9 protein-coding genes, 1 tRNA gene and 1 pseudogene are annotated in these 12962 nt (G+C 68.4%); all 11 read left to right on the top strand.

The window, feature by feature from the left end:
* Positions 1-412 precede the first annotated feature (412 nt).
* The 11 genes and pseudogenes from dnaN to TR33_RS19170 all read left to right on the top strand — a co-directional run bounded on the left by dnaN (position 413) and on the right by TR33_RS19170 (position 12857).
* Positions 413-1552 carry a DNA polymerase III subunit beta gene (gene dnaN / locus TR33_RS19220; protein WP_042284573.1) on the top strand — a complete coding sequence of 380 codons (1140 nt, stop codon included), beginning with the start codon at positions 413-415 and terminating at the stop codon, positions 1550-1552.
* A 94-nt stretch (positions 1553-1646) separates the two neighbouring features.
* Positions 1647-2555: pseudogene (gene gnd / locus TR33_RS19215) on the top strand (phosphogluconate dehydrogenase (NAD(+)-dependent, decarboxylating)); the annotation flags it as partial.
* Positions 2556-2657: 102 nt separating this feature from the next.
* Positions 2658-3788, top strand: coding sequence for a DNA replication/repair protein RecF (recF, locus tag TR33_RS19210; RefSeq protein ID WP_042284570.1), 1131 nt, complete (start codon positions 2658-2660; stop codon positions 3786-3788).
* Positions 3789-3813: 25 nt separating this feature from the next.
* On the top strand, positions 3814-4341 hold the full coding sequence (locus tag TR33_RS19205; protein ID WP_017536091.1) for a DciA family protein: 528 nt from the start codon (positions 3814-3816) through the stop codon (positions 4339-4341).
* A 472-nt stretch (positions 4342-4813) separates the two neighbouring features.
* Positions 4814-6751 carry a DNA topoisomerase (ATP-hydrolyzing) subunit B gene (gyrB, locus tag TR33_RS19200; protein WP_081536485.1) on the top strand — a complete coding sequence of 646 codons (1938 nt, stop codon included), beginning with the start codon at positions 4814-4816 and terminating at the stop codon, positions 6749-6751.
* A 49-nt stretch (positions 6752-6800) separates the two neighbouring features.
* Positions 6801-9401 (top strand): DNA gyrase subunit A, encoded by a 2601-nt coding sequence (gene gyrA, locus TR33_RS19195; RefSeq protein WP_017536092.1) that lies wholly within the window; start codon positions 6801-6803, stop codon positions 9399-9401.
* Between the two features lie 101 nt (positions 9402-9502).
* Positions 9503-10081, top strand: coding sequence for a DUF3566 domain-containing protein (locus tag TR33_RS19190; RefSeq protein ID WP_026125284.1), 579 nt, complete (start codon positions 9503-9505; stop codon positions 10079-10081).
* 199 nt (positions 10082-10280) lie between these two features.
* A tRNA-Ile gene (locus tag TR33_RS19185) sits at positions 10281-10354 on the top strand.
* Positions 10355-10557: 203 nt separating this feature from the next.
* Entirely contained in the window at positions 10558-11433 is an 876-nt protein-coding gene (locus tag TR33_RS19180) for an alpha/beta fold hydrolase (RefSeq protein WP_042284567.1), read from the top strand.
* A 32-nt stretch (positions 11434-11465) separates the two neighbouring features.
* Positions 11466-12053, top strand: coding sequence for a TetR/AcrR family transcriptional regulator (locus TR33_RS19175; protein ID WP_017536095.1), 588 nt, complete (start codon positions 11466-11468; stop codon positions 12051-12053).
* Positions 12054-12158: 105 nt separating this feature from the next.
* Positions 12159-12857 (top strand): type 1 glutamine amidotransferase domain-containing protein, encoded by a 699-nt coding sequence (locus tag TR33_RS19170; protein WP_017536096.1) that lies wholly within the window; start codon positions 12159-12161, stop codon positions 12855-12857.
* The last annotated feature ends 105 nt before the right edge of the window (positions 12858-12962 follow it).

Here is a 12962-nt window from a genome sequence, read left to right as displayed (position 1 = left end):
CGGCCCGAGTTACCCACAGGGTTCTCCACAAGGCCTGTGGACAAAAATTCCTGAGCTGACCTGCGGAAACAATGGTTATCCACATTATCCACAGGCCCTACTACTACGACGCACCTACCTAAGCTCAGTTGGGGCTTCAAAGCAGCTTCGCGGAAAAACTGTGGACAACGCCTCCAGATCGAGGTGACGGCGGTCGAGTCCCGAGCCGGCAGCGACAGCGGGTGAATCCGGGTAACGTGTGTTCTCGCCCCTGTCCTTCGCCGCCCCGCTTCGGGCGGTGGTCCCACGGGCATCGAGGCGGCTCCCGCGATCGGCGCGTCCACACCCTGTTGACGGAGCCCTCGGTGGGCCCACGAGCTGCAACGTTGAGGCTATGGCCGGTCCACCGGCCTTGCGGAAAGTGAGTCGGTAAGTGAAGTTCCGGGTCGAACGCGACGTACTGTCCGACGCTGTCGCCTGGACAGCGCGCACACTCCCGACACGCCCCTCGGTACCGGTCCTGGCGGGCATCCTGCTCGACGCCTCCGAGGTCGACGGTCGTCAGCGGGTCCGCCTGTCCGGGTTCGATTACGAGGTCTCCGCCCAGGTCTCGGTCGACGTCGAGATCGAGGAGCCCGGGCAGACCCTGGTCTCCGGTCGTCTCCTCGCCGAGATCACCCGCAACCTCCCGCCGCAGACGGTGGAGATCTCCACCGACGGCCCCAAGGTCGTGGTGACCTGCGGCAGCGCGAAGTTCACCCTGAACACCATGCCGGTCGAGGACTACCCCTCCCTGCCGGAGATGCCCGGTGTCAGCGGCACCATCGGCAGCGACGTCTTCGCCGCGGCCGTCGGCCAGGTGGCCGTCGCCGCCGGGCGTGACGACACGCTCCCCATGCTCACCGGCATCCGGGTCGAGATCGAGGGCGAGACCATCACGCTCGCCTCCACCGACCGCTACCGCCTGGCCGTGCGCGAACTGAGCTGGAAGCCGGAGAACCCCGAGCTGTCCGCCGTCGCCCTGGTCCCGGCCAAGACCCTGCACGACACCGCCAAGTCGCTGACCTCCGGCGCCGAGGTCTCCATCGCCCTGTCGGGCGGCGACTCCGGTGAGGGCATGATGGGCTTCGAGGGCGGCGGTCGCCGGACCACCACCCGTCTGTTGGACGGTGAGTTCCCGAAGTACCGCGCCCTGCTGCCGGACACCTTCAACACGGTGGCCGAGATCAGCCGCTCGGAGTTCATCGAGGCGGTCAAGCGCGTCTCCCTGGTCGCCGAGCGCAACACCCCGCTGCGTCTGGCCTTCTCCCAGGGCGCCCTGGTCCTGGAGGCCGGGACCGGCGAGGACGCCCAGGCCGTGGAGACCCTGGAGGCCGAGCTGGACGGCGAGGACATCCAGATCGCCTTCAACTCCGGCTACCTGCTCGACGGGCTCGGCGCCATCGGTACCGACGTGGCCCGCCTGCACTTCACCACCTCGACCAAGCCCGCGATCCTCACCGGAAAGCCGGCCGAGGAGGGCGGCTCCCCCGAATACCGCTACCTGATCATGCCGGTGCGCCTGTCCGGTTGACGGATCCGGCGAACTCGAAGACCGGCGTCCGCCGCCCGGCCCGCGGCTCCATGCCCGGGCCGGTCGGCTTCCACGTGTCCACAGGTGCCCAAGGGAGAGCCCAAGCATGCAACTCGGAATGATCGGACTCGGCAAGATGGGCGGCAACATGGCCGCCCGCCTGCGGGAGAAGGGGCACGACGTCGTCGGCTACGACGCCTCCCCCGGTGAGCGCGACGTGGAGAGCCTGGAGGCCCTCGTCGACCGCCTTCAGACGCCCCGCGTGGTCTGGGTGATGGTCCCGGCGGGCGACCCGACCTCCGCCACCATCGACCGGCTCGGCGAGCTCCTGACCGAGGGCGACCTGATCGTCGAGGGCGGCAACTCCCACTACGTCGACGACCGCAACCGCGCCGAGGCGCTGGCCGCCAAGGGCATCGGCTACGTCGACGCCGGGGTCAGCGGCGGTGTGTGGGGCCGTCAGAACGGTTACGGGATCATGGTCGGCGGCGGAGCCGAGAACGTGGAGCGTCTGCGCCCGGTCTTCGACTCCCTGACCCCCGACGACGGCGGCGGTTTCGTGCACGCCGGAGCGGTCGGTGCCGGCCACTTCGTGAAGATGGTCCACAACGGCATCGAGTACGGCATGATGCAGTCCTTCGCCGAGGGCTACGAGCTCATGGTCGCCTCGGGCATCGTGGACGACGTCCCCGGCACCTTCGAGAGCTGGCGCGAGGGCACCGTGGTCCGCTCCTGGCTGCTCGACCTGCTCAGCAGGGCCCTGGAGGAGGACCCGGACCTGTCCGGGCTGCGCGGTTACGCCCAGGACTCCGGTGAGGGCCGCTGGACCGTCCAGGCCGCCGTCGACCTCGCCGTCCCGGCCCCGGCCATCACCGCGGCGCTCTTCGCCCGCTTCGCCTCCCGCCAGGACGACAGCCAGGCCATGAAGGTCGTCGCCGCCCTGCGCAACCAGTTCGGCGGACACGCCGTCACCAAGGCCGACGACGCCGGATCACGGGGCTGATCCCCGCGTCATGGGGCGGCCGGGCCCGACCCGGACCGCCCCTCTCCCTTTTCTCACCCTCTGTCATCGTTCTGCGCTCCCCCGCACCAGGAGGAAGGCCGGATGTACGTCTCTCACCTGCAACTGGCCGATTTCCGCACCTATGAGTCGGCTCTGCTCGAACTCGAACCCGGCGTGAGCGTGTTCGTCGGCTCCAACGGTCAGGGCAAGACCAACCTGGTCGAGGCGATCGGTTACGTCTCCACCCTGAGCAGCCATCGTGTCTCCTCCGATACCCCGCTGGTCCGTCAGGACGCCGCCCGGGCGATCGTGAGCGCCAGGGTCATGCGGGACGGTCGGGACATGCTCGTCGATCTGGAGATCAACCCGGGCCGGGCCAACCGGGCCCGGGTGAACCGAGGCGCGGCCGGGCGCCCCCGCGACGTGCTGGGGATCCTGCGCACGGTGCTCTTCGCCCCCGAGGACCTGGCCCTGGTGAAGGGTGATCCGGGAGAGCGACGCCGTTTCCTCGACGACCTCCTCGTGGCCCGTACTCCCCGGATGGCGGGGGTGCGTTCCGACTACGAGCGGGTCCTCAAACAGCGCAACGCCCTGCTCAAGTCGGCCTCCGCGCGTCTTCGTCAGCGGGCCGCCCCCGACCTGAGCACGTTGGAGGTGTGGGACGCGCATCTGGCGGAGGCCGGCGCCGAGCTCCTGGCCGCCCGTCTTGCTCTGGTGGAGGAGCTGCGGCCCTTGGTGGCGGAGAACTACGCGGGGCTGACCGACTCCGGTGGGCCCGCCGTCCCCACCTACCGGAGTTCCGCGGTGGAGGAGGGGGAGGAGATCCCCTTCGACCGCCCGGCGCTGGTGGACCTCCTGCGTGGCGCCCTGGAACGGGAACGCGATCGCGAACTCCAGCGCGGGGTCGGTCTTGTGGGGCCGCACCGCGATGAACTGCACCTTCGCCTCGGTGATCTGCCCGCGAAGGGGTATGCCAGTCAGGGGGAGTCCTGGTCGTACGCGCTGGCCTTCAAGCTGTCGGCGTTCGATCTGCTCAGGGCGGAGGGGGACGATCCGGTCCTGATCCTGGACGACGTGTTCGCCGAGCTCGACGCCGAGCGGCGACGTCGTCTGGCGGAACGGGTCGGCGACGCCGAGCAGGTCCTGGTGACCGCCGCGGTCGGCGAGGACATCCCCGGGGAGTTGGACGGCGTGAGATACGGGGTGCGTCGGGGGGTGGTCGAGCGTGAATGAGCGTCATCCACAGCCTGTGGATCCGATGGCGGGACGGGGAACGTTCGGAGGCGGTGGCGACCGGCACCGTCCACAGCCTGTGGACGGGTCGGCGGTCTCGGGGGAGGCGGTGGTCCCCACCGTGCCGCACGCCTCGGGGGCCGATCTGGCCCGGCAGGCCCTGGCCCGCGCCAGGGCCGAGGCCCGTGAACGAGGGGCGGTCCCCAGAGGCACCTCGCGCCCGCGCGCGCGTGGCCGATTGCGGTCACGGAACGAGCCCCAACTCTTCGGAGACGCGGTCCGCACCTGGCTGATCGAACACGGTTGGCAGGAACAGGTGGCCATCGGCGGGGTCTTCGGCCGGTGGAGCGACATCGTCGGCGAGTTCAACGCCGAACATCTGCGACCGGAGAGCTATTCGGAAGGTGAATTGGTCGTGGTGGCCGATTCGCCGACCATGGCGGCCCATGCGCGAGCGATGGTGCGTGATCTCATGCGCCGGCTCAACGAGGAGTTGGGGGACGGGACCGTCGTCTCCATCAAGGTGAAGGGGCCCGGTTCCCGTCGTCGCTGAACGCGTCGGGAGCGGGGTGGTTCGTCCGAGACCGCCATGAACAGGGGCTTTACGGCCTGTTCGGGAGGATCGAGCGGTCCGGTCGTTCCGGGCGACCCCACGAGGACCGGACCTCACCCTTCGGGCGGGAACGGGCGAAGGGGCGCGCAAGGGCACTGAACCGCGCCGGGAGTTGCGAGAAGGCCCTCCCGCGTGTAGGGGCTCGGCTCCCTCCCTGATCGTTCGTTCTCGGGCGGCACAGCGCCGCCAATGCCACTTTGTCGTACCGCGCGAGGTATCATGGAGAAGGTTCTTCAGACGCCTGTAGCCGGTACCACGCCCCCATGTAGAGGGTGGGCGGGCGGCCCGTGCGGCGAACGGTGATCTCCCAGGTGCTGCGATGTACGTTGCCCCTCCGATCGCCCTGTCGTGGGTTGACCGTTGTCCGCTCGGCCGCGGCCGACAGGCGTCCCCAGCAGGAGGGTGTTCCCACTTGGCCTACGACGCAGGATCAATCACGGTTCTCGAGGGGCTTGAGGCAGTACGCAAGCGCCCGGGTATGTACATCGGCTCCACCGGCGAGCGCGGTCTGCACCACCTGGTGTACGAGGTGGTCGACAACTCGGTCGACGAGGCCCTGGCGGGCCACGCCGACGCCATCGAGGTGACCTTGCTGGCCGACGGCGGCCTCAGGGTGACCGACAACGGGCGCGGTATCCCGGTCGGTATCCACCCCGTGGAGCAGCGTCCGGCCGTGGAGGTCGTCCTCACCACGCTGCACGCGGGCGGAAAGTTCGACGGAAAGTCCTACGCGGTCTCCGGCGGTCTGCACGGCGTCGGTATCTCCGTCGTCAACGCGCTGTCCACGGCCCTGGACGTGGAGATCCGTCAGCAGGGACACGTCTGGCGTCAGCACTACGAGATGACCGCCCCCACGGGCGAGCTCGTCAAGGGCGAGGCGACCGACGAGACCGGTACCCAGATCACCTTCTGGGCCGACGGCGACATCTTCGAGACGACCACGTTCTCGTTCGAGACCCTCGCCCGCCGGATGCAGGAGATGGCCTTCCTCAACAAGGGGCTGTCCATCACCATTCGGGACGAGCGTCCCGAGCACACCGACGACGGCCCGGTGGTCAACACCTTCCACTACGAGGAGGGTCTGTCGGACTATGTCCGACACATCAACAACAAGAAGGAACCCGCCCACGCCTCGATCATCTCCTTCGAGGAGGAGGGCGAGGGCATCGCGGTCGAGATCGCGATGCAGTGGAACCAGTCGTACACCTCGTCGGTCCACACCTTCGCCAACACCATCAACACGGCCGAGGGCGGCACCCACGAGGAGGGTTTCCGCTCCGCGCTCACGACCCTGGTCAACCGGTACGCCCGTGACCAGCGGCTGCTGCGCGACAAGGACGACAACCTCACCGGCGACGACATCCGCGAGGGTCTGACCGCGATCATCTCGGTCAAGCTCGCCGACCCGCAGTTCGAGGGGCAGACCAAGACGAAGCTCGGCAACACCGAGGCCAAGTCCTTCGTCCAGAAGGTCACCAACGAGCACCTGCGCGACTGGTTCGAGCGCAACCCGGGCGAGGCCAAGGACATCGTCTCCAAGGCCAGCCAGGCGGCCCGCGCTCGCGTCGCGGCGCGCCAGGCCCGCGATCTGACCCGCCGCAAGACCCTCCTGGAGACCACCTCCCTCCCGGGCAAGCTGTCGGACTGCCAGTCCACGGACCCGGAGGAGTGCGAGGTCTACATCGTCGAGGGTGACTCCGCGGGCGGCTCCGCCAAGGGCGGTCGTAACCCGCACAACCAGGCCATCCTGCCCATCCGAGGCAAGATCCTGAACGTGGAGAAGGCCCGCATCGACCGGATCCTCAAGAACCAGGAGGTCCAGGCGATCATCACCGCCCTGGGCACCGGTATCCACGAGGATTTCGACGCGGAGAAGCTCCGGTACCACAAGATCATCCTCATGGCCGACGCCGACGTCGACGGTCAGCACATCCGCACCCTGCTGCTCACCCTGCTGTTCCGCTTCATGAAGCCGCTGGTCGAGGCCGGTAACGTCTACCTGGCCGCGCCGCCGCTGTACAAGATCAAGTGGGACCAGAAGGGCAACGACGCGAGTTACGCCTTCTCCGACGCCGAGCGCGACCAGGTCATCGAGGCCGGCATCGCCGCCGGCAAGAAGGACCCGCGCCCGCGCGACATGGTCCAGCGCTTCAAGGGTCTGGGCGAGATGAACGCCAACGAGCTGTGGGACACCACGATGGACCCCGACCGCCGTGTCCTGCTCCAGGTAACCCTGGAGGACGCGGCCCAGGCCGACGAGATGTTCAGCGTGCTCATGGGCGAGGACGTCGAGTCCCGGCGTTCCTTCATCCAGCGCAACGCCAAGGACGTCCGTTTCCTGGACATCTAGGGAATCCCGCTCTCACCCGCTCAAGCCAGCCTAGAAGGGATCGACATCCGTGACGGATGCGAACAACCCCGACGCCCCTGAGGGCGGCGACTCCCAGGTGGAGTCCCTGCCGCGCGTGACGGACCGGGTCGAACCGGTCGACATCCAGGTCGAGATGCAGCGCAGCTACCTCGACTACGCGATGTCCGTCATCGTCGGCCGCGCCCTCCCCGACGTCCGAGACGGCCTCAAGCCCGTCCACCAGCGTGTGCTGTACGCGATGTACGACGGCGGCTACCGGCCCGACCGCGGCTACTTCAAGTGCGCCCGCGTCGTCGGCGACGTGATGGGCAACTACCACCCGCACGGTGACAGTGCGATCTACGACACCCTGGTCCGCCTGGCCCAGTGGTGGTCGATGCGGATGCCGCTGGTCGACCCGAACGGCAACTTCGGCTCTCCGGGCAACGACCCGGCGGCCGCCATGCGCTACACCGAGTGCAAGCTCGCGCCGCTGGCCATGGAGATGCTCCGGGACATCGACAAGGAGACCGTCGACTTCCGGCCCAACTACGACGGCCGCTCCGCCGAGCCCGTCGTGCTGCCGGCGCGTTTCCCGAACCTACTGGTCAACGGCTCCTCCGGGATCGCGGTCGGTATGGCGACCAACATCCCGCCGCACAACCTGCGCGAGGTCGCCGACGGCGTCAACTGGTACCTGGACCACCCCGAGGTCGACGACGAGCAGCTGCTCGACGAGCTCATCGCCCGGGTCAAGGGCCCCGACTTCCCCACCCGCGGACTCATCGTGGGCAAGCGCGGGATCGAGGAGGCCTACCGGACCGGCCGCGGCTCCATCACCATGCGCGCCGTCGTCGAGGTCGAGGAGGACGGCCGGGGCCGGCAGACCCTGGTCATCACCGAGCTGCCCTACCAGGTCAACCCGGACAACCTCGCGCTGAAGATCGCCGACCTGGTCAAGGACGGCAAGATCACCGGCATCGCCGACGTGCGCGACGAGAGCAGCGGCCGTACCGGTCAGCGTCTGGTCATCGTGCTCAAGCGCGACGCCGTGGCCAAGGTCGTGCTGAACAACCTGTACAAGCACACCCAGCTCCAGGAGACCTTCGGCGCCAACATGCTGGCCCTGGTCGACGGGGTGCCGCGCACCCTGCGCCTGGACCAGCTCATCCGGCACTGGGTCAAGCACCAGGTCGAGGTCATCGTCCGCCGGACGAAGTACCTCCTGCGCAAGGCCGAGGAGCGGGCGCACATCCTGCGCGCCCTGCTGCGGGCCATGGACCGCATCGACGAGGTCATCGCCCTCATCCGCTCCAGCGCGTCGGCCGACGAGGCCCGCACCGGACTGATGGGGCTTCTGGAGATCGACGACATCCAGGCCCGCGCCATCCTCGACATGCAGCTCCGCAAGCTCGCGGCGCTGGAGCGCAACCAGCTCACCGCCGAGTACGACGAGCTCATGACGCTCATCGCCGACTACAACGACATCCTCGCCTCGGACGAGCGCCAGCGCTCCATCATCCGCGAGGAGCTCGGCGAGATCGTCGAGAAGTACGGCGACGAGCGGCGCACGCACATCATCCCCTTCGAGGGCGACATGCGCATGGAGGACTTCATCGCCGAGGAGGACGTGGTCGTCACGATCTCCCGCGGTGGATACGCCAAGCGCACCCGCATCGACAACTACCGGGCGCAGAAGCGCGGTGGCAAGGGCGTGCGCGGGGCCCAGCTCAAGCAGGACGACATCGTCCAGCACTTCTTCGTCACCACCACCCACCACTGGATCCTGTGCTTCACCAACCAGGGACGGGTGTACCGGACGAAGGCCTACGAGCTGCCGGAGGCCGCACGTGACGCGCGCGGCCAGCACGTGGCCAACCTGCTGCCCTTCCAGCCGGGCGAGGAGATCGCGCAGATCATGGCCCTGCGCGACTACGAGGCCGCCCCCTACCTGGTGCTGGCCACCCGGGAGGGCCTGGTCAAGAAGTCGCGTCTGGAGGACTTCGACTCCGCGCGTTCGGCGGGCATCATCGCGATCAACCTGCGCGAGGACGACGAGCTGATCGCCGCCCGACTGGTCTTCCCCGAGGACGACCTGCTGCTGATCTCCAGCGACGCCCAGGCGATCCGCTTCTCCGCCTCCGACGAGTCGCTGCGTCCGATGGGTCGCGCCACCAGCGGTGTGATCGGCATGCGCTTCCTGGAGGGCGACTACCTGCTCTCCATGGACGTCATCCGGCCCGGTGACGGTTCGACCGACGTTCTGGTCGCCACCGAGAACGGCTACGCCAAGCGGACCCCGTCCGAGCAGTACCCGACCCAGAACCGGGGCGGCAAGGGCGTCCTGACCGCCAAGGTCGTGGAGGCCCGGGGCAAGCTGGTCGGCGCCCTCATGGTGGACCCGGAGGTCGACGAGATCTTCGCGATCACCTCCGCGGGCGGGGTCATCCGCACCGGGGCCGCCGAGGTGAAGCAGTCCGGCCGTACCACCATGGGCGTCCGGCTGATGAACCTCGACAAGGGCAACAAGATCGTCGCCGTCGCCGCCAACGCCGAAGCGGCGGAGGACGCCGAGGAGATCGACGACACGGAGGGGCCGCTCGACACGGGCGATCAAGAGGTCGCGGGTGAAGGCAACCAGGAGGCCTAGACTGCGCGTTAAGCGCAGTACGTCCCGTGGGGTGCGTTTCGGCGCCCCCACGGGGCACACGGACCGATCCGTCTCAACGAAAGTCCACCGGTAACGTTTCTATGTCTGAGAATCAGCCGAACGCCAGCAGCAAAGATTCCGACGCGGCGGGTGTCGCCGGGGACTCGGACGTGGAGACTGCGGACTCGACCGCTGCGGACTCCACCGAGCCTGCCGGTGAGAAGGAGGCAGAGGGCACCGACACGGTGACCGAGGCCGAACCCGCTCCCGCGACCCCCGGCGCCGTCAAGGCGACGCTGGCGAGTCGTAAGGCCCACCTGACGGTCTCCCGTGTGGAGCCCTGGTCGGTCATGAAGTTCAGCTTCGTGGTCTCCCTCGTGTGCTTCATCATCCTGTTCGTCGCGGTCGCGGTGATCTACGCGACCCTGTCGATGCTGGGTGTGTTCGACGAGCTGACCAACATGATCAACGCCCTCCTGGAGGGGGACGGAGGAGACGACGAGCTGGGCCTGAACCCGGCCGCCTGGTTCTCCCCCGGTCGTGTCCTGGGCTACACCGGTGTGATCGGCGCGCTCAACGTCGTGCTGATCACCGCCCTGTCCACGGTGGGCGCGATGGTCTACAACCTGGTCTCCGACCTGGTCGGCGGGGTCGACGTGACCCTGTCCGAGGCCGAGTAGGACCACACGGCCTCCTTCGGGCCCGGACCCTTCGTGGGGCCGGGCCCGACCTCTTTCCCGGACCGTCCCGAGCACTGTCGGGAACCGGCTAAAATGGGAGGTGAAGAGGGACGCGGGAGACCCGTGTCCCCTCTCTCGCGCCAGGAGGTCGCCGGTTCGCCCCGGTCCCCCGGATGCGGTAGAGTTCCTGACGGAACGAGGGCGTATAGCTCAGTCGGTTAGAGCGCATCCCTGATAAGGATGAGGCCCCAGGTTCAAGTCCTGGTACGCCCACCTCGAAGAAAAAGGCTCCCATGCGGGGGCCTTTTCTCATGTCCGGGGTCTTTCGAGGCCGCCGGTCCCAGGGGGCCCGCCGAGCGGATCGGTGGGCCCTCGTCGTATTCCGCGACGGAGGGGGTTGTTATTAAAGTAGACCGGTCGTATAGTCCTGTTGTCGGCACACGGCGGACACCGAGATCCTCGAAAGGGCGGACATCATGGGACGCATCAAGGTCGGCACGGAGAACAGCACCGACATCGAACTGCACTACGAGGACAAGGGGGCCGGGCGGCCGGTCCTCCTCATCCACGGCTACCCCCTGAGCGGCGACTCCTGGGAGGGGCAGATCCCGGCCCTGCTGGACGCCGGCCACCGGGTCATCACCTATGACCGGCGCGGCTTCGGTAGGTCCGACAAGCCCTCCATCGGCTACGACTACGACACGTTCGCCGCCGACCTGCACACGGTCATGGAGACCCTCGACCTGCGCGACGCGGTCCTGGTGGGCTTCTCGATGGGCACCGGCGAGGTCGCCCGCTACCTGTCCACCTATGGCTCCGACCGGGTCGCCAAGGCCGTCTTCCTCTCCTCGCTCGAGCCGTACCTGGCCATCACCGACGACAACCCCGACGGCGCCGCTCCGCCCTCCTTCTTCGAAGGTGTCTCCGAGGCGGTGAAGAAGGACCGCTACGCCTACTTCACCGGCTTCTACGCGGACTTCTTCAACCTCGACGAGAACCTGGGCACCCGGGTGAGCGAGGAGGCCGTGCGCAACGCCTGGAACGTGGCGGCCGGCGCGGGTCCGATCGCCTCGGCCGCCGCGCCGCTGACCTGGCCCACCGATTTCCGGGCGGACATCCCCCGGATCGACGTGCCCGCCCTGATCGTGCACGGTACGGCCGACCGGACCCTGCCCATCGACGCCACCGGGCGCCGCTTCGCCGAGGCCCTGCCCACCGCCGAGTACGTCGAGATCGAGGGTGCTCCGCACGGGCTGCTCACCACCCACACGGCCGAGGTCAACGAGATCCTCTTGGACTTCCTGGGCCGATGGCGCGGCGGGTCGCCCGGGTCGACGCTCGGACTCGCTTAGACGACTGGTCTAATGAGCGATAGGGTGAGATCGTGACAGTCAACCAGGGCGACACGCGTCGCAGCATCCTCGACGCCGCGCAGCGGATCATGTCCCGCAAGGGGTTCGCCGCGGTGGGCATCAACGAGGTCCTCTCCGCGGCCGGGGTGCCGAAGGGGTCGTTCTACCACTACTTCGGTTCCAAGGACGCTTTCGGCGAGGCGATGATGAAGGCCTACTTCGCCGACTACCTGGCGGACATGGACCGCGTCCTCGGCGAGTCGGGTACGACCTCGGCGGAGCGACTGATGAACTACTGGCGGAACTGGCGCGAGTCGCAGAGCGTCGACGAGTGCCAGGGCAGGTGTCTGGCCGTCAAGCTCGGCGCCGAGGTCGCCGACCTGTCGGAGTCGATGCGGATCGCCCTCAAGGAGGGCACCACCGCCATCATCGACCGCCTGGAGCGGACGATCGCGGACGGCCTGGAGGACGGCTCGATCGTCGTGGACGGTGCCCCGCGCGACACCGCGCAGGTCCTGTACGACATGTGGCTCGGCGCGAGCGTCATGGCCAAGATCCACCGTGACATCGGCCCGCTGGACACCACGACGCGGGTCACCCGTCGACTCTTGAACCTGTAGGACCCGGGGCGGGCCCGCCCCGGGACGCTCATCACCCGTGATCACCCGACCGGTCGCCGTTCTGTCTGCTTTGAGACGACCGGTCTACTTAAACAAGGAGTCATCATGAAGGTCCTCATCGTCCTCACCTCGCACGACCGACTCGGCGACACCGGCCGCGAGACCGGCTTCTGGCTGGAGGAACTCGCCGCCCCCTACTACCGCTTCAAGGACTCCGGGGCCGACCCCGTCATCGCCTCGCCCAAGGGCGGCAGGCCGCCGCTGGACCCCAAGAGCAACGAGCCCGACTTCCGGACCGACGAGACCCGCCGGTTCGAGGACGACCCCGAGGCCATGGCCGCCCTCGAGCACTCCGTCCGGCTCGACACCGTCTCCGTCGACGACTTCGACGCGGTCTTCTACGCCGGCGGCCACGGCCCCCTCTGGGACCTGGCCGAGGACCCCGACTCCATCCGGCTCATCGAGACCACCTCGCGCGCCGGCAAGCCCCTCGCCCTGGTCTGCCACGCCCCCGGCGTGCTGCGCCACGCCGTCGACCCCGACGGCGCCCCCTTGGTCGAGGGACGCCGGGTCACCGGCTTCACCAACGGGGAGGAGGAGGCCGTCGGCCTGACCGAGGTCGTCCCCTTCCTGGTCGAGGACGAACTGAAGCGGCTCGGAGCCGACTACTCCAAGATCGGTGACTGGCTGCCCTACGTCCTCACCGACGGACTGCTCGTCACCGGCCAGAACCCGGCCTCCTCCGGTCCGGCCGCCGACGCGCTCCTCGCCCTCATCGCCGAAACCGGCGAGGGCCGCGTGTAGCGGCGTCACGGGCGCACCCGTACGGCCCCGGCCCTCGACGGCCGGGGCCGTACCCATGGCGATCGGACCTTGGGAGTGCCGTTCCAGGGATGGACTCGACCTTGC

This window comes from Nocardiopsis alba (assembly GCF_000710955.1).
Lineage (GTDB): Bacteria > Actinomycetota > Actinomycetes > Streptosporangiales > Streptosporangiaceae > Nocardiopsis > Nocardiopsis alba.
This window is presented reverse-complemented; position numbering and strand designations above follow the sequence as displayed.

Bases quoted from the DNA above. Each gene is read 5' to 3' on its own strand.
- recF (WP_042284570.1), top strand. From the start codon at position 2,658: ATGTACGTCTCTCACCTGCAACTGGCCGATTTCCGCACCTATGAGTCG.
- TR33_RS19205 (WP_017536091.1), top strand. From the start codon at position 3,814: ATGGCGGGACGGGGAACGTTCGGAGGCGGTGGCGACCGGCACCGTCCA.
- TR33_RS19190 (WP_026125284.1), top strand. From the start codon at position 9,503: ATGTCTGAGAATCAGCCGAACGCCAGCAGCAAAGATTCCGACGCGGCG.
- TR33_RS19180 (WP_042284567.1), top strand. From the start codon at position 10,558: ATGGGACGCATCAAGGTCGGCACGGAGAACAGCACCGACATCGAACTG.
- TR33_RS19170 (WP_017536096.1), top strand. From the start codon at position 12,159: ATGAAGGTCCTCATCGTCCTCACCTCGCACGACCGACTCGGCGACACC.